This window comes from Streptomyces sp. NRRL S-350 (assembly GCF_000719705.1).
Lineage (GTDB): Bacteria > Actinomycetota > Actinomycetes > Streptomycetales > Streptomycetaceae > Kitasatospora.
In genome coordinates this window covers 98466-120461 of sequence record NZ_JOHO01000021.1, presented here as the reverse complement: position 1 = coordinate 120461, position 21996 = coordinate 98466, and the positions used below count along the sequence as shown (strand labels likewise).

19 protein-coding genes and 2 pseudogenes are annotated in these 21996 nt (G+C 71.0%); 7 read left to right on the top strand and 14 right to left on the bottom strand.

The annotated features are described in order from the left end of the window. Positions 1-49: 49 nt before the first annotated feature. The 4 genes from IF30_RS41725 to IF30_RS0120620 are packed head-to-tail and all read right to left on the bottom strand — an operon-like array spanning position 50 to position 5110. On the bottom strand, positions 50-1951 hold the full coding sequence (locus IF30_RS41725; RefSeq protein WP_051710698.1) for a glycoside hydrolase family 36 protein: 1902 nt from the start codon (positions 1949-1951) through the stop codon (positions 50-52). Beyond that, positions 1948-2793: a carbohydrate ABC transporter permease gene (locus IF30_RS0120630; protein ID WP_051710696.1), complete on the bottom strand. Its 846-nt coding sequence runs from the start codon at positions 2791-2793 to the stop codon at positions 1948-1950. The genes IF30_RS41725 and IF30_RS0120630 overlap by 4 nt, the downstream gene beginning before the upstream one ends. Next, complete coding sequence (locus IF30_RS0120625) at positions 2793-3746, bottom strand: carbohydrate ABC transporter permease (RefSeq protein ID WP_051710694.1); 954 nt, start codon at positions 3744-3746, stop codon at positions 2793-2795. Before IF30_RS0120625 ends, IF30_RS0120630 begins: the two co-directional genes overlap by 1 nt. Next, on the bottom strand, positions 3743-5110 hold the full coding sequence (locus IF30_RS0120620; RefSeq protein WP_107054461.1) for an ABC transporter substrate-binding protein: 1368 nt from the start codon (positions 5108-5110) through the stop codon (positions 3743-3745). The genes IF30_RS0120625 and IF30_RS0120620 overlap by 4 nt, the downstream gene beginning before the upstream one ends. Before the next feature lie 264 nt (positions 5111-5374). On the opposite strand from IF30_RS0120620, the pseudogene IF30_RS50825 reads away from it, so the two are divergent. Next, a pseudogene (locus IF30_RS50825) lies at positions 5375-5642 on the top strand (IS30 family transposase); the annotation flags it as partial. Between the two features lie 64 nt (positions 5643-5706). On the opposite strand, the gene IF30_RS0120610 reads toward IF30_RS50825, so the two are convergent. Together IF30_RS0120610 and IF30_RS0120605 are read right to left on the bottom strand one after the other, a co-directional pair. After that, positions 5707-6363: a hypothetical protein gene (locus IF30_RS0120610; RefSeq protein ID WP_199807901.1), complete on the bottom strand. Its 657-nt coding sequence runs from the start codon at positions 6361-6363 to the stop codon at positions 5707-5709. Between the two features lie 182 nt (positions 6364-6545). Beyond that, a complete protein-coding gene (locus tag IF30_RS0120605; protein WP_158835295.1) occupies positions 6546-6893 on the bottom strand; it encodes a hypothetical protein in 348 nt (115 codons plus the stop codon). A 409-nt stretch (positions 6894-7302) separates the two neighbouring features. Here IF30_RS0120605 and IF30_RS0120600 point away from each other — a divergent pair, with 409 nt between their 5' ends. Further along, entirely contained in the window at positions 7303-7902 is a 600-nt protein-coding gene (locus tag IF30_RS0120600) for a GNAT family N-acetyltransferase (protein ID WP_063752712.1), read from the top strand. Between the two features lie 447 nt (positions 7903-8349). Beyond that, complete coding sequence (locus IF30_RS0120595) at positions 8350-9087, top strand: hypothetical protein (protein WP_030240470.1); 738 nt, start codon at positions 8350-8352, stop codon at positions 9085-9087. Positions 9088-9335: 248 nt separating this feature from the next. On the opposite strand, the gene IF30_RS0120590 is transcribed toward IF30_RS0120595, so the two are convergent. Continuing rightward, entirely contained in the window at positions 9336-9818 is a 483-nt protein-coding gene (locus IF30_RS0120590) for a hypothetical protein (protein ID WP_158835292.1), read from the bottom strand. A gap of 735 nt (positions 9819-10553) precedes the next feature. Then, positions 10554-11522: an LLM class F420-dependent oxidoreductase gene (locus IF30_RS0120580; protein WP_030240462.1), complete on the bottom strand. Its 969-nt coding sequence runs from the start codon at positions 11520-11522 to the stop codon at positions 10554-10556. A 295-nt stretch (positions 11523-11817) separates the two neighbouring features. On the opposite strand from IF30_RS0120580, the gene IF30_RS0120575 reads away from it, so the two are divergent. Next, entirely contained in the window at positions 11818-12996 is a 1179-nt protein-coding gene (locus IF30_RS0120575; RefSeq protein ID WP_051710692.1) for a carboxylate-amine ligase, read from the top strand. A gap of 294 nt (positions 12997-13290) precedes the next feature. On the opposite strand, the gene IF30_RS50820 is transcribed toward IF30_RS0120575, so the two are convergent. Both IF30_RS50820 and IF30_RS0120565 read right to left on the bottom strand, forming a co-directional pair. Then, complete coding sequence (locus tag IF30_RS50820; protein ID WP_078891547.1) at positions 13291-13575, bottom strand: nucleoside monophosphate kinase; 285 nt, start codon at positions 13573-13575, stop codon at positions 13291-13293. A 186-nt stretch (positions 13576-13761) separates the two neighbouring features. Continuing rightward, a complete protein-coding gene (locus tag IF30_RS0120565; RefSeq protein WP_030240455.1) occupies positions 13762-14718 on the bottom strand; it encodes a TetR/AcrR family transcriptional regulator C-terminal domain-containing protein in 957 nt (318 codons plus the stop codon). 178 nt (positions 14719-14896) lie between these two features. Between IF30_RS0120565 and IF30_RS0120560 the strand changes: the two genes are divergently transcribed. Next, positions 14897-16006, top strand: a complete 1110-nt coding sequence (locus IF30_RS0120560) for an FAD-dependent monooxygenase (RefSeq protein WP_030240453.1) — start codon at positions 14897-14899, stop codon at positions 16004-16006. A 308-nt stretch (positions 16007-16314) separates the two neighbouring features. Further along, positions 16315-17280 (top strand): phosphatidylinositol-specific phospholipase C, encoded by a 966-nt coding sequence (locus tag IF30_RS0120555; protein WP_030240452.1) that lies wholly within the window; start codon positions 16315-16317, stop codon positions 17278-17280. Between the two features lie 74 nt (positions 17281-17354). Here IF30_RS0120555 and IF30_RS0120550 read toward each other — a convergent pair whose 3' ends face one another. From IF30_RS0120550 to IF30_RS0120535, 3 genes are all read right to left on the bottom strand, one after another. Continuing rightward, a complete protein-coding gene (locus IF30_RS0120550) occupies positions 17355-18056 on the bottom strand; it encodes a hypothetical protein (protein WP_030240448.1) in 702 nt (233 codons plus the stop codon). Positions 18057-18643: 587 nt separating this feature from the next. Next, a complete protein-coding gene (locus IF30_RS0120540) occupies positions 18644-19492 on the bottom strand; it encodes an oxidoreductase (RefSeq protein WP_030240445.1) in 849 nt (282 codons plus the stop codon). Continuing rightward, a complete protein-coding gene (locus IF30_RS0120535) occupies positions 19479-20336 on the bottom strand; it encodes a helix-turn-helix domain-containing protein (RefSeq protein ID WP_051710714.1) in 858 nt (285 codons plus the stop codon). The genes IF30_RS0120540 and IF30_RS0120535 overlap by 14 nt, the downstream gene beginning before the upstream one ends. A 402-nt stretch (positions 20337-20738) precedes the next feature. Here IF30_RS0120535 and IF30_RS50815 point away from each other — a divergent pair. After that, positions 20739-21119 (top strand): annotated as a pseudogene (locus tag IF30_RS50815) (transposase); the annotation flags it as partial. Between the two features lie 68 nt (positions 21120-21187). Here the strand turns inward: IF30_RS50815 and IF30_RS0120520 are convergent. Beyond that, on the bottom strand, positions 21188-21868 hold the full coding sequence (locus IF30_RS0120520; RefSeq protein WP_030240440.1) for an HAD family hydrolase: 681 nt from the start codon (positions 21866-21868) through the stop codon (positions 21188-21190). Between the last annotated feature and the right edge of the window lie 128 nt (positions 21869-21996).

The following is a 21996-nucleotide window of genomic DNA, read 5'->3' as shown; positions in this document are numbered from 1 at the left end:
ACCTGCCCCCAATTGGGTTGATCGTTGTCCCCGGTCGGCCGTAACTATGTCATCCGGCAACCTCGGTGACGTGGCAGAGACCGCCGGTCGGGACGGCGACGGAGTGCAGGCCCTCGGGGAGGTCGATCAGGAGCTCGGGCTGCGGCCGGCCCGCCGCGTCGTACGGCTCGATCCGGACGTGACGAGCGGCCCCGCGCACGTCCAGCAGCAGGCGCCGCGCGGTCGAGGCGTTGACCAGCGTGAGCGCGTGCCAGGGTTCCGCGGGCAGGGTGACCGGGCGGTCGGCGTAGGCGGTGACCACGTGCTGGTCGGCGTGCCGGGCGGTGACCTGCGGGTACAGCTCGTCGGGCCGGCCCGGCTCGTAGTGGCCACCGGTCAGGGCGGGGCTGAGCCGCCGCCAGGTGGAGAGCCAGAACGCCAGTGCCCGGCGGTGGGCGTCGGAGAGTTCGGTGAGGCGGGCGGAGATCTGCGGCACCGAGTGGAGCGCGCCGTGGATCTGGCGGGCGAGTACCTCCGGCGCGCCGTCCGGGTCCCACATCAGCATGTCGGAGTGGACGGCGCCGCCGGGGGCGAGCATGGCGATGTCCAGGGTGCGGACCCGGTTGGCCACCGCGTCGGCCGGGCAGTCGATCGCCCGCAGGAGGTTGCCGTACGCCGTCATGGCGGGGCCGGTGTAGCGCTGGCGCAGCTCGATCACGAAGTCGTCGCCGCGCAGCCCGCGCAGTTCCTCGCGCAGCCGGGTCAGCAGCAGGGCCATCGCCTCGCCGACGTCCGTGACGTAGCCGGGGCCGGCCTGGTCGGGGGCGGGGGCCAGGGCGTAGGCGGTGGCCTCGTCCAGGAAGTCGATCTTCAGTCCGTCCAGGCCGTACTCCGCCACCACGCCCCGGCAGAGGCCGACCACGTGGTCGCGGACCTCGGCGTGGCGCGGGTCGAGGATCCGGCAGTCGAGGCGGTGGACGTGGTGCGGGGCGAACCGGGCCCAGTCGCGGTGGGCCGCGGAGCGCTCGCCGAGGAGCAGCGGGGCGATCCACGCGGTGTAGCGCAGGCCCAGCGCGCGGACGGTCTCGACGTGGGCGCGCAGGTCGGGGAACTTGCCGGGGTCGGCCGTCCAGTCGCCGCAGCCCGCGTAGCCGCGCCCGTCACCGTGCCGCTGCCAGCCGTCGTCGAGGAAGAGCTGCCCGCAGCCAAGTTCGGCCGCGACCGCGGCCTCGCGCTCGACCCCGGCGGCGGTCACGTCCTGGGCGAAGGCGTACCACGTCGAGTAGACCGGGGTCCGGCCGAAGTCGGGCGTGGGCAGGGGCGCGCCCCCGGGCAGGGCGCCGAACCAGTCCCGCAGCTCCCGCAGGGCGGCAGCCAGGGTGGTCCCGGGCGCGGCGAACCGTACCCGGCAGGACTCGCCGGCGGCGAGCGGGAAGCGCAGCCAGACGCCGAAGCGCTTGTGCTCCTCCGAGACGCCGAAGCGCACGGCGGTCTGCCGGACGACGCGGTCGGCGGCGAAGGCGAGCACGGAGCGCCCGGTGGTGTCGAAGAGGCAGCCGGCCGGAGCGGAGTCCACCAGGGAGACGGAGCGCCAGGGCGACCAGTCGGCCGGCAGGGTGCGCTCCCAGCCGGCGTTCGGGTGCCAGAAGCCGGCGGCGTCGCCGAGCGGGACGTCCAGGCGGATGGTCACCTCGGTGGCGCCGGCCGTGGCGGTGAGGGAGGCGGTGTCGGTGTCCTCGGCGGCCGCCTCGACGGCGCCCGGCGCGGCCTGCACCGTGATCCGGGTGCCGTGCAGCCGGAGTTCGTGCGTCCCGCCCTCCCACTGGTCCGGGGTGAAGGTGGGCAGCGCGGCGAGGTCGATGGAGCCGGTCTGCACGGGGGGCCTCTCTGGAGTGGGGGCGGTGGAGGGGGCGGTGGAGGGGGTGGTCGGGTCGGTCGCGGCGGTGCGCGGACCGGCCGGGTCGGCGGTCACTGCTTCACGGCCCCGGCGAGCATCCCGGACACGAAGTGCTTCTGCAGGAAGAGGAAGAGCACGGCCATCGGTACCGCGGCCACCGCGGTGCCGGTCAGCAGCTGGCCGTAGTCGACGTCGGAGCTGCCGGTCAGCGCGGCGAGGGCGACCGGAATGGTGTAGGAGGACGGGTCGCGCAGCGCGACCAGCGGCCAGAGGAAGTCGTTCCACTGGAACAGGAAGAGGAACATCGCCAGCGCCGCCAGGGCCGGGCGCATGGTGGGCAGCGCGATCCGGAGGAAGAGGCCGAGCTCGCCGCAGCCGTCGATCCGGCCGGCCTGGAGCAGCTCGTCCGGCAGGGAGCGCATGGACTGGCGCATCAGGAAGATCCCGAACGGCAGGGCGAGGTTGGGCAGCAGGACGGCCTGGTAGGTGTTGAGCCAGTCCAGGTTCACCATCATCTTGAACAGCGGCACGATGGTCAGCTGGGTCGGCACCACCAGCGCGAGCAGCAGCAGCGAGAACAGGAGGCCCTGGCCGCGGAAGCGGTACTTGGCGAAGCCGTAGCCGGCGAGGGTGCAGACGATGCCGCCGAGGACGGTGTAGACCACCGACAGCAGCAGGGAGTTGAGCACGACGCGGCCGAAGCCGACGGACTCCTCCAGGTTGCCGAGGTTGGTGCCGAGCTCGCCGCCGGGCAGCAGCTGCGGCGGGCGGCCGAAGATGTCGTGCGAGGTGTGCGTGGAGGCGATCGCCAGCCAGTACAGCGGGGCGACGGTGAGGGCGAGCAGGGCGAGCATCGCCCCGGTGAGCAGCACCTGGCCGCGGCGGGACGCACGGAAGGCGGGACTGGTGCCGGCCATCACTCCTCCTCCTTGGCGAGCTTGACCTGGACGAGGCCGAGCAGCGAGATGATCAGGACCAGCGCGTAGCCGATCGCGGACGCGTAGCCGAAGTCGAAGTACCGGAACCCGGTCTGGTACAGGTACACGCCGATGGTGGTGGTCGCGTTGTCGGGCCCGCCGCCGGTCATGATGAACGGCTCGTCGAACAGCTGGAGGGTGCCGATGGTGGACAGCACGACGGTGAGCAGCAGGGCGGGCCGCATCCCGGGCAGGGTGACGTGCCAGAACCGGCGCCAGGCGCCCGCGCCGTCGACGGCGGCGGCCTCGTGCTGCTCGGCCGGGACGGTCTGCAGCCGGGCCAGGTAGATGACCGCGTTGTAGCCGGTGTAGTGCCAGGTCAGGGCGAGCATGATGGCCACCCGGGCCCAGAACGGGTCGCTGAGCCAGTGCACCTGCGGCAGTCCGACCAGCTGCAGCAGCCAGTTGACGGCACCGGAGTCCTGGTTGAGCAGTGCGCCCATCATCAGGCCGTAGGTGACCAGGCCGGTCACCACCGGGAGGAAGAAGCCGAGGCGGAACACCGGCTTCCAGCGCAGCAGCGCGGAGTTGAGCGCGACGGCGAGGCCGAGCGCGAGCGCGAGCATGACCGGTACCTGGACGACCAGGATCAGCGCGGTGTTGCCCAGCGCCTTCCAGAACAGCGGGTCGTGGATCAGCCGGTCGTAGTTGCCGAGGCCGGTCCAGGTCTGCTGGACACCGTCGGTCCGGTACAGGCTGAGGAGGAACGACCAGACCACCGGGTAGAGCCGGAACGCCGCGAACAGTGCGAGCGCCGGAAGCACGAAGAGGTAGGGCGCGAGGCGGGCAGCACCGCCGCGTCCGGGCCGCCGGGGGGCCGGGGTGGTGCGGGCCCGGCGGGCCGAGGGGCCGGCCCCGGGCGGGGCCGGCCGATCGAGTGGAGCGGTCGTCATACCTGCGCCCGCCTGGTCTGCTGGGCGAGCTGCTCCGCGGCGGACTTGAGCGCCGCGGCCGGGTCGGCGCCCTGGAGCAGCACCTTGGTCTGGGCGTCGTCGATGACCTTGAGCGCCCGGGCGTAGTCGGCGGTGTAGTTCGTGGGCACGGACGGCTTGGACAGCTCGTCGAGGAACACCTCGGCGTACTTCTGGCCGCCGAAGAACGTCGACTCGGCGTGGAACGCCGGATCGTCGTAAGCCTTGAGCAGGGCGGGGAAGATGCCCTTGTTCTTGTAGATCCCGGCCTGCGACTCGGGCCGGGTCAGCGCGAACTCGGCGAAGGTGAAGGCCGCCCGCTGGTTCTTGCTCGACCCGGCGACCGCCAGGTGGGTGGAGTTGACGATGGCGGAGCGGGAGCCGCCCGGGGTGACGGCGGGCGGGAGCATCAGCTTCCAGTTCCCGCTCTGGTCGGCGGCCAGGGTCTCCATGTACCCGCCGTACCAGGCCGGGTTGGGGCAGACCGCGACCTTGCCCGCCTTGACCGCGGAGTCGTAGCCCGGCTGGCCGGGCGAGCCCTGCGCGTCGAGGACGAGGCCGGCGTCGTTCATCTCCTTGATGAGCGTGAGCGCTCGGACCGCCTCGGGCGAGTTGAGGGTGATCTTCCCGTCCAGGTTGAAGAAGAAGGTGCCCTGGAGCTGGAGCAGCAGCTGGAAGAGGTTGGCCGAGTCGGCCTGCGAGGCGGAGCGGTCCAGCGCGAGCAGGGCGGTGCCGGTGGCGTCCTTGACCTTCTTGCCGGCGGCGATGACGTCGTCCCAGGTCGCGAGTGCGGTGGCGTCGACGCCGGCCTTCTGGAAGAGGTCGGCCCGGTAGTAGAAGCCGCTGGCATTGGCCTCCCACGGCAGGGCGTAGACCCTGGATTCGCGCGAGACGGTCTGCCACAGGCCGGGGGCGAAGGCGGTGGCGTACTTGTCGGCTCCGAGCTTGGAGATGTCGGCCAGCCCGCCGGGGAACTTCTCGATGTAGCTGGGCAGGTAGTCCACGCCGATGTGCAGGACGTCGGCGAGCCCCTGGCCGCCGGCCGCCATGGAGATGGTGATCTTGTCCCAGATGGCCGGGTTGCCGATGTCCTGGACGGTGACCTTCACCTTGGGGTGAACGGCGTTGAACGCCGGGATCAGGGCCTTGAGCTCCGCCGCCGGGTTCTTCCAGCTCCACACGGTGATCGAGCCGGACAGCTCGCCCGAGCCCCCGCTGTCGCCGCCGTCCGGGCTCGAACCGCTGCACGCGGCGAGCACCGAACCCCCGCCCGCGGCGACCGCCGCCGCGCCGATCCCCTTCAGGAACCCGCGCCGACTCGGACCGCCCACGACTCTGCCACCCATGCCCGGGTCTCCTTCTCTCGGCTCGGGACAGCGCCGCACACCAGCCGTCCCCGTTCTCCGGCGCACCGCCGTCCGGTGCTGCCGTGCTCGTCGCCACCGGCGGGAGCGGGAGTGAATCTAGCCAGACCAGGAACGGTTAACAACGGTTTTCGACGAATTTTCGTCACGCGCAGCGAAAACGTTACAAGCCGCTGCGTCATCACCCTCGCGGCACACCGGTCGCCCGACCGCCTGACGGTGCCGCTCCGCGGGGGGGAACCCCGGTCGAGCGAATCCATGCGGACCTCGCACGAGGCGATCTGCCAGGCCCCTCTACGTCCAGGGCCGCGGCGCGCTCGAGCGTGGGCTGGTCACGTGCCTGCGGACCGGGCATGCCCTTCGCGTTCCGCGCTCGCGCGCCCGCCGGAAGGCAGCCGGTCACGTCACGCCCGATGTGGTGATCAGCGAGCGTCCCGCCGAGGCCGAGGACCGGGCCGTCGCGGGCCACGGGGAAGGCGATCAGGTCATCGGGACGAACCGGCCCGCCATCGGGACGAACCGGTCCGCCGTCGGGACGAACCGGTCCGCCGTCGGCACGCTCGGGGAGCGCACGGCCCTCACAGCCCAAATGGCCGACATTGCGCAGCAGTTGCGCAGATCGCTGACCCGGGATCGAGGTCAGGAACTCGCCCAGCGCGCCCAGCTGAACGCCGACACAGGCATCCCTCGCAAAATGTCTCCGCAAGAACGCCGACGCCGCGCCCGCGCATCGCTGCGGTCAGCGCGAGCGCACTGATGCCCAGGCCCGAGGCGATCTCGGGGGCCATGTCGAATGCCCGCCACTTCCACTCCCCCTCGGCATCGTCGCGGCGCGCGTTCTCGCCCCGCCGAAGGGGTGGCATGCCCATCCGCTCCCGCCCGGCCTGCTCCTGCACAAGCGGCCCACCCGGTGTGAGGAGTCCATCGTCGACCTCGCCGGTCTCGCCGTACCGCCGCACCACGACTCCGCGCTCTGCGACCAGCCAGGCCGAGCCGTCGTTCTGCGTACCGAAGTAGTACGCCTGCGCCGCCCCGTAGCGTGAGCTCAGGTCGATACACAGACGCACGACCTCGTCGCTTCTTTCCCCGTTGCACGGACCGCACCACGGGCCGATCACCGGAGTCCCTCCGTCGATCTCGGGACTCACGTACCCTGGGGCCATTCCGTCCGGAGCGTCCTCCGCATCCCCGTGTCCGTCCTCGTCGATGACAGCCTCGGCCTCGGCGAACGTCACGGGTACGGGGCGGGTGAGGCCAAGGGACGCAATGACTCCGGACTGGTCCCCGGTCGGTACGGCGATCCGGTAGAGCCAGCACGTCGACAACGGCCTTGGCTGGTCATCCCTCTCGATTTTTCACGACCACAGCCTGCCACTGCGGGGCGTACCTGTTCGAAGCCGGACGTTGAACGACAAGCTCAGCAGTACGTCCGGGCTTTCTTGACTGCGGGTTCGGCCTGCTGGGGGTCGGAGGTCACGCTGAGCCGCTGCTGCGCCTCCCTGAGGGCGTCGGCGAGCGGCTGGAACTTGGCGTCCGCCAGGGCAGCCGCCCTGGCCAGTTCCTCGGCGCCGACGAGGCGCGCCACCACGATGTCGAAGGACTGCCCGCCGTCGGTGCCCGGCATCCGTTCCGGCAGCCGGCTCACGGCCGCACAGGCCAACTCGGCGTCGGTGCCCTGGACCTTGCCGGACGCCGCCCCCGACTGGCAGGCCGTCAGAGCCAGCAACAGGCCGGCCGCGGCCACAGCAGTTGTCGGACGCCGCATCAGTTCCCCCCGATCGAAGACTTCCGGCCATCCTCGGAGGCTTCGCTTAGGAGGCATAGTCCAATCCCGGCCAGCTTGCACCGCTACCGACCCGCAGAGTCCGAGAGTTCAGACACAGCGCGCGAACGATCGACCAACCAGTCACCACCGGCGCCCCGACCCACCCCGCCCCACCGAGCGGCCGGCACCAGCCGGACGCGAAGAACAACAGCCCAGCGCAGCGCCCACCCACACCAACCAGCCCCCAGCCCAACCCACCCACCACCAGCCAGGGGCCCCAGGAAGGTAAGGCGAGGTGGTGAGAACCCCGCCATCCGGGGCTGGCCGGTGCCCGCCTCGCTCGGTGGCGGCGGGCCGTGTCGGCTCGACGCGGAGAACCAGCGGGGACGGTGCGGGCGTCCAGAAGGGCATGGACCAGGGATTCCGCCTCCGTGAGGCAACCATCCAGGATCTCGACATCCTGACGGATGTGCACACCCGTTCCCGTGCCGCGTACTACATCGCGGGCGGCATGCCCGAGCAAGAGCTCACCGACCCGGCCACCTGGGCGCAGCGGCGTGACGCCTGGGCGCGCGCGCTCGCCATGCCGACGCGGACCACGCTGTGCGCGGAGGACCCGGGCGGGGGCGTCGTCGGCCTGCTGACCGCCGGCCCGCCGCACCATGAGGACCTCGACGTCGCGACGCACTACGAGCTGTACCAGGTCGGGGTGCTCCCGAACGCCTGGGGCCACGGGGTGGGCGGGGCCCTTCATCGGGAGTTCATCGTGCGGGCGGCGGCCGCCGGGTGTACCGAGGGCGTGCTGGAGTGCTGGGCGTCCAACACCCGTGCGCAGCGCTTCTACGCCCGGTATGGCTGGCAGCCGGACGGCGAGCGCCGTCCCGGCCCCATGGACAGTGACTACATCCGGATGCGGCTGAAGATCGATCCCAGCCAACCACCGGCCGAACCCTCTGCCGAACAGCCGCCAGCGGCACCGGCGCGGCGCTGTACCGGCCCCGGCCGGTAGGGCAGGGCCTCTTCCCCCGGCTGTCGTGGGGAAGAGATGTCGTCCAATGAGCGGCTGTGACCCTCGTCCGTCACACGGTGGGATCCACGTTCCACTTCGCGGGCAGATCGCTACCGCAGAAGACACAGACGAAGTCGTCCTCGCGGAATGATGAACGACAGCTCCCTCCGCGCCCCACCGTCGCAGGAGCCTCACCTCGGGAAGCCGTGCTGCGGCCCCAAGTAGCTCTGCGGAGGTTTCCGACGCCCTGACGTCCGGTCGCGGAGCCTGCTGAAACCCGTTTGGCGGACCACGGCGACCACTGCTAGTTTTCCGGAGGCCGTGCAAGAGAACGAGGAGGTGGTACCCGTGAACGCAGTATCGACATGGGTGCTCCCCTCCGGGGTCACGGTCGGGCGATAGGTCGTCCGGGAGCGCCGTTCATGAGCACTCCCGAAAGGCACGACCATGCACTTCACTTCTGAGCAGCGTCTCGACGACGGTGTCCTCGAGCGCGAATTCACCCTCGGCGAGATCCCCGGCATCCTGTGGACGCCCGCATCCGCAGCCGCACCGGCGCCGCTGATCCTGATCAGCCCCCCGCCCCTCGGACTGCGCAAGACGTACCCCCGGCTGGCAGGGCGGGCCCGGTACTACGCGGCGGAGTACGGCTTCGCCGCGGCCACCATCGAGCTCCCCGGGAGCGGTGAACGGCCCCGTTGGGCCGCCGCCGAGCAGGCCCGCGCCGACCTGCGCCGGGCGATGGAGGCCGGCGAGCCGGTCGGTGACGAGCTCGTCAACGCCCTCATCCTCCCGCTCGTCGAAAAGTCGGTCCCGGAATGGCAGGCCGCCCTGGACGCCCTCCTGTCGCTGCCCGAGATCGTCGGCCCGGTCGGGTACGAGGGAGGAGTGATCTCCATCGGCATCCGGCTTGCGGCGGTCGATCCGCGCATCGTGGCCGCTGGTCTCTTCGCCGGGAGTCTCGTGCCCACCGCCATGTTCGAGGAGGCCCGCCAGGTCACCATTCCGCTGCATGTCCTGCTGCAATGGGACGACGAAGGCAACGACCGGCAGGCGGCCCTGGACCTGTTCGACGCCTTCGGCTCCAAGGAGAAGACCCTGCACGCCAATCTCGGCGGGCACACCGGCGTCCCGCAGTTCGAGCTCGACGCCGGGGCCCGTTTCTTCGCCCGGCATCTGAGGTGAGGCCGGACCGTAGGGCCAGCAGCAGACGGTAAGCGGCGGCGGCCAGGATGCCTCTCATCGACGACTGGTCCCGGCCCTCCTCAGCCCTCTACATCAAGGGCCCCTGCCAATTCGGCAGGGGCCCACGCTTGCCCCAGGCCATGAACTGTTCGATTTCTGCAGAGCTTCGAGTGCTGCCCAGTCGTGTACGTGTCTACGTGCGGCCGCCGCAGCGGTCCCGGCCGCGTCCGAGGGGCGCTCCTGCTCGCTTACGCCGCGGGCCCGGACGTCGCCGTCACGGCATCACGCCAGGTCGCGATGATGTGGGCCGCCTTGGCCTCGAAGCCCGGGTCGCGCCAGGCGCGCGGCATGCCGATCACCGCCGGCAGCTTGAAGTCGCCGAGGTCGCGGTGGGTGATCCGCACGACGTCCCCGGAATCGGCACGGTCGCGGTTCTTCCCGACCTCGACGTTGGTGATGTCCGCCCAGGCGAACCGTGTGCGGGAGCCCAGCACCCCGGTCCACCAGATCTCACGCTCGTTGAAGCTCACGCTGCTGAGGGCTCCCCTCGCCCAGCAGAGTCCAAAGACGATCAGGAGAACGCCGAGGGCCAAGCCGACGGCGGTCCGGACGTCCATCGGGAAGATGGAACCGCGGTACAGAAGCCAGGAACCCTGGGCCACGAAGAGCGCCGAGAAGATCCACTGGCGGCGTATCTGTGCCGACTGGAGACGGTAAGTCACGTGTTTCACCAGCGGATCTTGGCAGGTCGGCCGCATCTGAGGAAGCGTCACCGTCGGCGTGCTGCTCCAGCAACGCCAGGAGGTGTGTCTGGACGGTGCGCAGCTCCGCCACCGCCGCCGACAGCGGCCCGCGCGCGGCGGGCCGCCCGCCCACCGCCGGCTCCCCCGTGCCGCGGGCTTTGGGGCCGCGTTCGCCAGTCCGTTCAGGCTGACGGTGGCGGGTTGGCCGGCGGTGAGGAGGTTGGCGAGTTCGCCGCGGGTCTGGACGACCGGGGTCGGGGCGAGCCTGGGGATCTTCTCGGCGGGGCGGCGTCGATGATCTCGCGTAGTTCGACGGCGATTTTGCCGTGGCCCTGGCGTGCGGACTTCGCGGCCGCTCGGAGGGCGACGCTGGAGAAGCGGTCGTCGTCGCCGGTGGCGTGGGCGTTGAGAAATGCCTTGAGGTGGTCAGCTGTTGGCAGCCACTCACCTCACACTCCTCTGCAGCAGGGCGGCCGGCCACTCCAACGAGCGCCTCGGACGATGGATGCCCCTGGCGCGCGCGGGTCTGTCGGTCACGGCTGCTGGGGTCCGGGCAGGATCGCACCGTCCTGCCTGCGGCGGGCCTCTCCGGTCGTGGCGGGCGCCGTGGAGGAGGAGTTCCCGACCTGTGCCCTGCCTTCGCGAACCAGGAGGTCGCGCGGACACGCGCAGTCCTGCCTCACGGCGCCGCTGGTGAAGCAGCGCGGCCGGACCCACCGGGCCTCAGAACGCCTCGCGCAGCGCCGGCAGCAGCGTGTCGTCGGCCCAGTCGAGGAAGGCGGGCTGGGTGTCGCCGCCGACCTGGACGAGGGCGACCTCGTCGAACCCGGCTTCGGCGAACGGCCGGACCGCTTCGACGAAGTCCTCGACCCGGTCGCCGCAGGGAACGGCTTCGGCGACGTCGTCGGGGCGGACGAAGCGGCTCGCGGCGGCGAAGCCCGCCGTGCCGGGCAGTTCGGCGTTGACCTTCCAGCCGCCGCCGAACCAGCGGAACTGCGCGTGGGCCCGTCGGACGGCGGTGTCCCGGTCGGTGTCCCAGCACACCGGCAGCTGGCCCACCGCGGGCTTCCCGGCCCCACCGTGCCCAGCGAAGCCGTCGATCAGCTCCCGGTCGGGCTCCACGGCGATCACCAGGTCGGCGAGCCGGCCCGCCAGTGCGCAGGACTGCGGCCCCGAGACCGCGATCCCGATCGGCGGCGGCCGGTGGGGCAGGTCCCACAGTCGGGCACCGTCGACGTCGAAGTACCGGCCGCGACGGGTGACGTAGCCGCCGTCGAACAGGGCCCGGATGATCTGCACGGCCTCGTCGAGCATCGCCTGGCGCACCGGCACCGCCGGCCAGCCACGGCCGACCACGTGCTCGTTGAGGTTCTCGCCGCTGCCCAGGCCGAGCCGGAAACGGCCTTCGGAGAGCAACTGCACCGTGGCGGCCTTCTGCGCCACCACCACGGGGTGGTAGCGGAAAGTCGGGCAGGTCACGTAGGTCATGAGCGGGATCCGGGAGGTGGCTTGCGCGGCGGCACCGAGCACCGCCCAGGCGTACGGGGCGTGGCCCTGCTCGTCCAGCCAGGGGAAGGAGTGGTCCGAGATCACCGAGAAGTCGAACCCCGCCTGCTCGGCGCGCACGACGTCCGCGACCAGGTCACGCGGGCCCCGTTGCTCGGTCATCATCGTGTATCCGATTCTCACCATGGCCCGCGTCTGCCCCGATCACCGCGGTCCTCACAGCGAGCGGCCCCCTTCCCATCCGGCGCCCGCCGATGCCGGCGACAGCAGCGGCCCGTTGCCGAAGCCTCTCCGGATGCGCGCGGTGGCTGCGCCGTTTCCGACCGCGCTGAGGGGAAACACGCAAGGCGACAGCCCTCGGAGCCCAAGTGCAGCGCCATGACGAAGGTCCTTCCCCGTTCGCCCGGTCGGCCGGCCACCAGCCGAAGGCCGACCGCCCCGGCGGCGGACCCGCGCGCAGCCGCCGCCACGGGAACCCGTCGTGAGTAGCCGACGCGAAGGTCTCAAGCTGGGCGTCGAGGAGGAGTTCCTGCTCGTCGATCCGGCCACTCGACGCACCGTCCCCATGGCCAGCCTCGTGGTCCCGCACGCAGCCCGGACACTCGGCCCCAGGGCACAGCACGAGTTCTTGGCCACGCAGGTCGAGGCGTGCACCCGCCCCGTCACGACGGCCGCCGAGCTGCGCGCGGAACTGGCCTGCACACGCCAGGCCATGGCCGGCGCAGCCGAGAGCGCGGGGTGCCTCCTGGTGGCGTCCGGCACTGCCGTCCTGCCCAGCCGCCATCCGCTGCCGGTCATCCCCACCGACCGCTACTTGCGAGTAGCCGCCCACGTCGGTCCGGCCGCCGACCAGATCGGCGCCGAGATCTGTGGCTGCCACGTCCACCTCGGCGACCTCGACCGCGCGGACGCTCTCGCGATCAGTGCGCACCTACGGCCCTGGCTTCCTGCCTTGCAGGCGCTGTGTGTCAACTCGCCGTTCTGCGAGGGCCGGGACCGCGGCGCCGCGAGCACCCGCGCCGGCCGCTACCTGGCCTGGCCCACCTGCGGCCCCGCCCCTGTCCTCGAGCCGCAGGAGTACGAGCGGACCGTGCGGCGGCTGCTCGCCCACCGGGTGATCCTCGACCGGAAGATGCTGTACTGGTACGCCCGGCCGTCCGAGCACCTGCCCACCCTGGAGGTGAGGATCGCCGACACCAACGCGGACGCCGACACCCCGCTCCTGCTGGCCGTCCTGTTGCGCGGGCTCGCCCACACTTTCCTCGCCGCCCACCGCAGCGGCGTCCCCCCACCACCCATGGCCTCTACGGTCCTGCGCGAAGCCCATCGGCAAGCCGCACTGGGCGGCCTCGCGAGCGTCGGCACGCACCCCTTCACCGAACGCAGGCTGCCGATCGCCCAGCTCACCACCCACCTGCTCGAACTCGCCACGCCCGCTCTGGCGGAGACCGGTGACATCGACCTCGCACGCCGCCTCCTCCACCGTCGGCTGACCTGCGGCACCGGCGCCGACCGGCAACGGGCGGTGTTCGCCCGCGGCCACTCGCTCACCGACGTCGTCGACGACCTCGCCCATCTCACCGCCGACTCCGGCATCACGGCGGCTCCGGCACCCGGCACCTCCGACCGCCACCTCGACGGCTCCGCCGCCCCGCTCTGACCCCTGCGGCCCACGGGCGGTCACGCCGGCGTGGCACCCCGAAGCGACCGCAGGCTACCCCGGCGGACCGCTCATTCACCGCCCGCAGGCAAACCGGTTCGCGAACCGGTTCGGCGCACCTGCCCGCCCTGCAACCCGACGACGACGGCCGGCTGGGCGAGCGCGGATGATCTCGTGGCCGTCCTCGGTGCTGTGACCCTCGGTCGCCCCGGAGAGCAACCGCCACGCCGGCCGCGCCCGTCCCGTGGACGGCGAATCCTCTCTGGTCAGGCTCTATGACGAGTGCGCGCCCGGTTATCTCGTCGGACGTGCCGGCAGCGTCAACCGTGACGAGGAGATCCTGCCTGGCGTAGCCGCCGGCCGGCGGGTGTGGTGCGCCACCTCCGCCTCGGAAAGGCGCAGGTGGCGCACGCCGTCGAGGGGTTTGCCGAGCTCGCGGAGCAACTGGTCCAAAGCGAGCGCCTGGGCGGCGCTGGTCGGATCTCCAACGAGGAGGAAGTCCGGCTGGACCGCCCCGTGCAGGCGGTCGCGGACGACCGCAGTGATGATTTCGTCAGGGAGCAGGCTGCCGGAGTTCATGATCTCGGCGGCTCGGATCCCCAGCTCGGTGCCCCGGGAGGCGGGTACGGATGAGATCGCCGGAGGAGATCCGAGGCACTCCCAGGGCCTGGGCCAGCAAAGCGGCGGGGGCTTCACGCCTGAACGCTGGCGATCGGGAGAGGATGACGCGCATCAGCCCGTCATTCCTTGGCTGAAGAGTCGCCGCTACGCAGCCTCGATGATGAGGGCGATGCCGTCGAGGAGCGGCTTGAGGCCGAACTCGAACAGCGTGTCCAGGTCGAGGTCGTAGCCGTTCTTGAAGCTGCTGGCGATCCTGGTGAATACGGGGTACCGGGTCGCCGCAGTGATTGCCGCGAAGGCGGGGGCCTGGTGGTCCATCCACTGGTCTTCGGACAGGCCGGTGGTGGCCTCTGCCTGGGCTTCCCGTTCCAGGTGTACGGCGATCCCGTGGATGTAGCTGTAGAGCAGGACGTGCAGGTCGAGCATGGTCTCCGGATCGAGGCCGTGGCCGTCGATGGCGGCAAGCGCCCATTCCGCGTGGACCATCAGGGCCGGGAGCAGCAGGGGGCGGGTCAGGGAGCCGACCTGTGCGAGCCAGGGATGCCTGCGGTGGATCCTCCACAAGGTGCGTGCACCGAGTTCCAGGCGGGCCCGCCACCCCTCCGGTGGCTCGACCGGGTAGGTTTCCTCGCCGAACGCCGCGTCCGCCATCAGGAGGACCATGTCGTCCTTGCTGTTGACGTACCGATAGGGGGACATGGCGGCGACACCGAGCCTGGCGGCAACGCTGCGCATCGACACCGCGCTCAGCCCTTCGGCGTCTGCGATGTCCATCGCGGCGTGGACGATCCGGTCGCGGCTCAGTTCGTGATCGGAGAGGGCCATGGCCGGAGGCCGACGCGTGGACGGGGCATGGTGCTCCACCACCGCCGCGCTGCCTCTGGCCGCCACCACGGTACCGATCCGGGGACGGGCCTCGACCAGTCCTTCCAGGCGGAGCGTGGTGAGGGCCTTCGTGGCCGTGGCGAGCGCGACTCCCCACTCCCGGGCGATCTGGCGTGTCGACGGAACGCGCTCGCCCGGGGCGAGCGCCCCCTCGGCGATGCGTCGGGCGATCTCGTCGGCGATGCGCCGAAAAGGCGGGTCGGGCTGCGAGGCCATGCTGTCGGCTCCCTGAGAAATTTCTTTCGCACCATCGGATCTGTACTAGATCAGACGCTACCAGCACGGGAGGCTGAAATGACCCTGCTGACCTAGATCAGAGCGGCGAGAATGGCAGTTGGCAGCACTGCGCGTACGGCGTACATTCAGGGCGCGTACAGCGTATGAAGGAGCTTGCATGAAGACTGTTCTGATCTCCGGCGCCGGTGTCGCCGGGGCGGCGCTCGCCCGTTTGCTGCACCGCGACGGCGTCGCCGTGACGGTCGTGGAACACGCACCTGGCCTGCGGCCTGGCGGCCAGGCAGTGGACATCCGTGGCGTCGCGCTCGACGTCGTCGAGCGGATGGGACTGCTGGACCAAGCCCGAGCCCACCGCACCCGGATGCGCGGCATGTCGGTGCTGGACGGCGACGGCAGGGAGATCCATCGCTCCACCGAGACGACCTTCAGCAGCGGCAGGCTCGCCAACGACGACGTCGAGCTGCTGCGTGAGGACCTGGTCCGCATCCTGCACGAACACGCCGGCGCCGACGTCGAGTTCGTGTTCGGAGACCGCATCACCGCGCTCGACCAGGACGAGGACGGGGTACGGGTCGCCTTCGAGCACGGCCGCCCCCGGAGCTTCGACCTGGTCGTGGGAGCCGACGGCCTGCACTCGGCCGTGCGACGGCTGGGCTTCGGGCCCGAGGAGCAGTTCACCCGCCACCTGGGCATGCATCTGGCGATCTTCAGCGCGGACAACTTCCTCGCCCTGGACGACTGGCAGCTCTGGCTCAGGGACGGCGAGACCGGCTACGGCATCTACCCGGTGCGCGACAACACCCAGCTGAGGATCACGTTCGGCTTCGCAGCCGAACCGCTTTCCGCCGGCCCCCGTGACACCGAACAGCACAAGCGATTCGTCGCCGACCGGATGGCGATGCTGCGCTGGGAGACCCCGAGGCTGCTGAAGGCCCTATGGGAGGCACCCGACTTCTACTTCGACGCGATGACACAGGTCCACGTGGACCCCTGGTCCAAGGGCAGGACCGTCCTGCTCGGCGACGCGGGCTACTGCGCCTCCCCGCTGTCCGGCCAGGGGACCAGCCTCGCCCTGGTTGGGGCCTACGTACTGGCCGACGCCCTGCGACGGACCGGCGCCGACCACCGCGCGGCATTCGCCCACTACGAGAAGCGCATGCGTCCGTTCGTCGAACTCAACCAGTCACTCGCCACCGAGAATCCCAGCGGACCGGCCGCGGAAGCCTCCGTCGAGCAAGCCAAGAACGCGATCGCACTCGACGACTGACTTCTCCGGCAACCTCACCGCCGCCACAACGCCAACTGACACGCCGGGGAACCCGCCACCCCAGCCGGTGTCTCCCACTTGGCCGGTTGCACGGCGATCCCTCGGGCGGGCTGCGGCTGGCTAGTTGGCGCCGGCCACTCACCGCCCCCGCGAGACTTCTGTCCTTGTAGTGCAATTTCGGCCACCTGCCATGACGCTCGTCCACTCCCGACCGAGCCCGCGCAGCCGATGGCGATGAACCGGACTCCGCGCGGCCTCCGTAGACAGCCATGCAGGGATCCGGACCGACCGAGACCGCGGAGCAGCCCATGACCGTCAACCCGAACCGCCGCGACATCCTGAGGTTGGGCGGTGCAGTCGGTGGCGGGGCATTGACCGCCGCCCTCGGCCTCACCATCGCGGCCACGCCGGCCGCGGCCGCCTCGTGGAACAGCGGCGCCTGGATGGCCGGGCTGCCCGACAGCCTCTCGCTGACCCAGCTGACCATCCCGGGCACCCACGACTCCGGCTGCGTCGACCCGACGAACGGCACCGAGTGGTCGCACACCCAGAACTGGGGCGTTACGCAGCAGCTCCAGCGGGGCATCCGCTTCCTCGACATCCGCTTGCAGCGGTTCCCCCTGAACGACCGCGAGACCAAGAACTGGCTCGGCGTCTTCCACGACCGGTTCCCCCAGGGCAGCACGCTGCGTACCGTGCTGGACGAGTGCCGGGCCTTCTTCAAGCAGTCGCCGCGCGAGGCACTGGTCATGCGGATCAAGAACGAGAACGCGGGCAGCAACCCGATCAACGGGGTGGAGTTCCTGCGCCGCATGCAGTACCACCTGGACGGCTTCGGCTACCGCAACCTGTTCTGGACCGCGCCCCGGTGGCCCACCCTCGGGCAGGCCCGCGGCAAGATCGTGCTGCTCGCCGACTTCGACACCAGCTCCGACTCCTCGTGGGACGTGATGCACTGGGGCAACTCCGACCTGATGAACATCCAGGACCAGTACCAGGACGTCGGCACCGACGGCAAGGCCCGGGCCATCGTCAACCAGTTCGACGAGGCGTGGCGGAACCAGAACTCGCCGAAGATGTACATCAACTTCACCAGCTACGCGGGCGGGAAGTGGCCCAAGCTGAACGCGGACTCGATCATGCCGCCGGTGTTCGACTACCTGTACGCCCGCAGGAACGAGGCCGTCCACTTCGGGATCGTCCCGATGGACTTCCCCGACTTCCACACCAACGTGTTGGACCTCCTGGTGGCCAAGAACTTCATCGGGCGCTGAATCCCAGTCGGCGTGGCCTTCGGCCGCGACCCGGAGCAAACGGCGGCGGCCTCCGAGGGACCGCCGCCGTAGCGTCACCGGCCGACGGCGCTCCGGCCGACCCCAGGGCCACCTCCCCCCGCAGAGATTCCGGCCTTGGGGGTCCATTTTCGGCTGCCTACCGTGCGGCTCGTGCCCTCCCGGACCAGCCCGCGCAGGAAAGCGGTCAGCTCACGCACGCGATCACGGTCGAGGAGCAGGGTGGCCCCGAGGTCATGCACTGGCCCGAGCTGCCGGACTCGGTGCCCGGACCTGGTGGGCCGGACGCGGCGAGGCGCTGGTGCGCTGGGCGAGGTGGCCCACCGTCTCGTGTCACGGTCGACCTCGACCAGGAGCACCGGCACGCTCGCGCCGGGAACACGCCACACGAGGTCGGCGTGCGGCCGGGCACCGGGTGGCGGACCTCGGTGTGAGGGTGAGCGAGGAGCCGCGGCCAGCCGGGTGAGGTGTCCGGCCAAGGTAACGACGTCCAGGGCATGCTCGTCGTAGCCGGCGCTCTCCCCCTCCCGGACGGTGGACAGCTTCGTGCCCCCCGGCAGGAAGCCGGCGGCCTCCTCGCGGCCGGCCCGGGTGAGGCACCAGAGCTTGCGGCCCCTCGCCCAGCCGTCCGGGCGCGCCGTGCCCGCGTCCTCGAGGTCGAGCAGCGCATCGCGGGTCGCCTTGTCGCAGGCCTGGCCGGGCAGGGCCGGATGCCAGAGCTCACGGCCGGTGGCGCGCTGGAACAGGGCGAGCGCCACCGTGACATTCCTTCGGTCGGGACCCGTCGCACGCTGCTTGCGCCTTGGGCTTCCAGGAGCAGCGGTCGAAGGGTTGTCGCCACGGCTGCGGCCCCTTGTCCAGGGCCGCCGGCCTGCGGAAACGGGCCCTCCAAGACCTCACCCCCGACGAGCGGCACGTGCTGCGCGCCGTGTCGCTGCTGGACGCCTTCGACCTCCCGCTCGCCACCGAGGCTGCCGGCATGACACACCCAGGCCGCGGCCCTGCGCCTGATCGAGTGGCCCTTCGTCCGCGAGGACCGGCTCGCCGTGGGGCCCTATCACCTGCACGGCGTGGTGCGCTCCACGATCCGCCGCTCGGACGACCACACCGATGCAGTGGGTCAAGGGCGCCGCCACACGCCTGCGGGCCCGGTGGTCCGGCCGGGCGGCGGGCGCCGTCGTGTGCGGTGTGGGCGGCCGGGGTTCTGCCGTGCTGCCCCGGCTGCCCTGGCCCGCCGCGGTTCGGGACGTGCTGCTGAGCCTGTGACTGCGAGTTCGGCGGACGCGGGTGGGCGGGCGAGCGGAGCCCGCCCCCGCGATCGGCGATGCGCGCCGTCAGCTCGCCGTCAGCTCCGGGGGAAGTCGGCGCCGAGAGTCACCTCCCGCCAGCCGTCGAAGGCGGTCCTGAGCGAGTCCAGCTTGGCGGTGGCGATGTCGTACGCGGCCTTGCCCAGCAGCAGGCGCAGCGGGGGCTCGTCGGCGGTGACGGCGCCGATGACGGCCTGGGCGGCGCGTGCCGGATCCCCGGGCTGGTGGCCGTAGGTGGCCAGGGTGGCGGCGCGGCGTGCGCCCGCGGTGGAGGCGTAGTCGTCGATGACGGTGGCGGACTGGCGCATGGAGGGTCCGGACCAGTTGGTGCGGAACGCGGCAGGTTCGACGATCGTCACGTTGATGCCGAGCGGGGCGACTTCGGCGGCGAGTGACTCGGAGAGGCCTTCCACGGCGAACTTGGTGGCGTGGTAGTAGCCGGTGGCGCCGAAGCCGACCAGGCCGCCGAGCGAGGACACGTTGACGATGTGGCCGGCGCGACGGGCGCGCATGCCCGGCAGGACGGCCTGAGTGGTATGGACCAGGCTGAAGACGTTGGTGTCGAACAGGGCGCGGACTTCGTCCTCCTCGCCTTCCTCGACTGCGGCGAGGTAGCCGTAGCCGGCGTTGTTGACCAGGACGTCGATCCGCCCGAAGGCGGCCTGGGCCTGGGCGACCGCCTTGGTGATCTGTTCGGAGTCGGTGACGTCCAGCGCCAGGGCGGTGGCACGTTCCTCGTGTCCGGCGACCACGTCGGCGATCTTGCCCGGGTCGCGGGCGGTGACCACCGCCCGCCATCCGCGTTCCAGCACCGCTTGGGCCAGTGCCCGGCCCAGGCCGGAGGAGCAGCCGGTGATGAACCACACGGGGGAATCAGGGGAGGTCATGCGGGATGTGTCCTTCGTCTTGAATGTCTTGGAGATCGGCGAGGGCGTAGCTGCCCAGCAAGGCCAGAGACTGTGCGCCGGCGCTGCCGGGTTCGGCGCGGTAGACGACCAGGTGCTGGCCGGGTGCGCTGTTGACGGAGAAGGTCTCGAAGCCCAGGGTGAGCTCGCCGACCAGCGGGTGGCGCAAGCGCTTGCTCGAGCCCGTCTTGGCCCGGACCTCATGGCGTGCCCACATGCGGGCGAAGTCGGGGCTGTGCACCGATAGTTCGCCCACCAGTTCCTGCAGCCGCCGGTCATCCGGGTCGGGATTCGCGGCCCGCAGTGCGGCCACGCACCCCTGCGTGACGACGGCCCAGTCACGGTAGAAGTCCCGGGCGGCCGGGTTGAGGAACATTGCTGAGATCAGGCTGGTCTCGTTGCCGAGCCAGGAGAACAGCGCCTCGCCCAGGGAGTTGACGGCCAGCAGGTCGAGGTAGCGGCCGTAGACCAGGGCCGGGGTGTCCGCCCAGGTGTCCAGCAAGGACACCAGTTGCGGGCCTGCGTACTCCCGGGCCGGTCTGGGGCGCCCGGGTTGCGGCGGATCGACCAGCGCGCGCAGATAGGCGGCTTCCTCGTCTTCCAGCAGCAGGGCGGACGCCAGGGCGCGCAGGACCTGGGGCGACGGGTTGCGCTCGCGCCCCTGCTCCAGCCGCACGTAGTAGTCGGTGCTCACCCCGGCGAGGACAGCCATCTCCTCGCGCCGCAGACCGGGAGTACGGCGCGCCCCCGCAGGCATCCCGTGGTCCTCGGGGAGCACCACTGCGCGCCGGGCCCGCAGGAACTCACTCAGGCGTTTCGTGTGCATGCCGACCAACATAGGGGCGGACGCCGTGGTGAGGGTGGCCCTGCGGCACCCACCCGGACGGCCGCTGCGCGTGTCACGGCGCCGGCGGGCCTGCGGGGGTGAGGGGCCCGAAGATCCCGGACAGGGATCCGATGACGTTGTCCTGTAAGTACCAGGTACCGAGGGAGGCGGTCAGGGCAGGCAGGATCCAGGAACCACAGCTGCGTGTCGACGACGGAGGCAGCAAGGTTGTCCTGGAGCAGCCGCATCGATTCGCCGAAGACGCCGGCCAGCGCCCGGTCGGCCACGCCGGATACCCGCAGGACGTCCCTCACCGCGGAGTCCCGCCCACCGACGACTGCGGCCACCGTCTCCCGCAGCCTCGCAGACCATGCCGGAGGCTCGACGATCCGAGCGAGCAGACATCGAGGCCACGAGGACGAGCCGAAGGGCTTCGGCTGGGGGACTTCCGTGACCTGATCATCCGTGCCCGCACCCGGCTGGGCGGCCCGACCGTGCTGGTCTGGGACAACGTCCGCTTCCACCCGACCGCCGGGATGCGCGAGTTCGTCGACGCGAACGCCGAGTGGCTCCCGTGTTCCAGCTGCCCACCTACGCACCGGACCTCAACCCGCAGGAGGGCATCTGGTCCGTGCTCAAGCGCGACATCGGCAACCTCGCCGCCCGCCGCCGACCTCGGCCGGATCACCCCGGGCCGTGAAGCGCAGGCTCAAGCAGATCCAGTACCGCCCCGACGTGGTCGACGGCTGCCTCGCCGCCACCGGCCTGACCCCCGGTAGTTGACCGCCAGCCCGCGCCGCACCATCGCCCCTGCCGCTCGCAGGCCGCCAGGAGACCATGTCCCGACCGTGTCAGAAGAGGTCCAGCAATTCCGATAGAGACGCGATGGAAGGCACCTCTGCGGTGACCGATCCCCGGCACACCGCGCGCCCCGCGTAACCGAGTCCGATCGCGGCGGCGACCAGAGCCGGATCGTCGTCGACGAACAGGCACTGCGCCGGCGCGAGCTCCAGCGCGTCGCTGGCATGGTGGTACATGCGCGGGTCCGGCTTGTTGCAGCCGAGCACCGCAGAGATCGCATACGCCTCAAAGAACCGCGCGATCCCCAGTCCCGCGTGAAGGTCGGGCAGATCGGGCCAGGCATCCGACACCACCGCCATCCGCACGCCCCGCCGACTGAGCTCCTCCAGAGCGCCCACGACCTCCGGGTAGGTCTCCAGGATCGTGGTCGGCGGGACCTCGCGGCGCAAATCGGCGAGGAGTTCCGAGGTCGGGTCCACCCCCACGTCACGCAGCATCAGCCGGTGGTAGTCGTCGGGCTCAGGCTCGGGCGACGCGGCGGCGAGAAAGCGGTCGCCTGCGGCGATGGCTGCCGCGAACTGTTCCGACGTCATCGAAGGCACGTGGGCGAGAACGGTCTGCTCGAAGTCTGCTCGTGGGTTCCACCGGCCGCCGATCGGCTGCATCAGCACGCCGCCCGAGTCGAAGAGAACAGCACGGAGGTCTTCCTGAGGAGATGGTCGTGTCGTCACCCGGCTCAGTCTGGTCAAGGGACGCCCGGTGGTCGACCCCTGACACCACCCGACATGGGCAACCAGCCCGCCCAGGGCAGACCGACATCTCGAATTCACGTGCAGTAGTGCCGAATCAGAGAACCTTT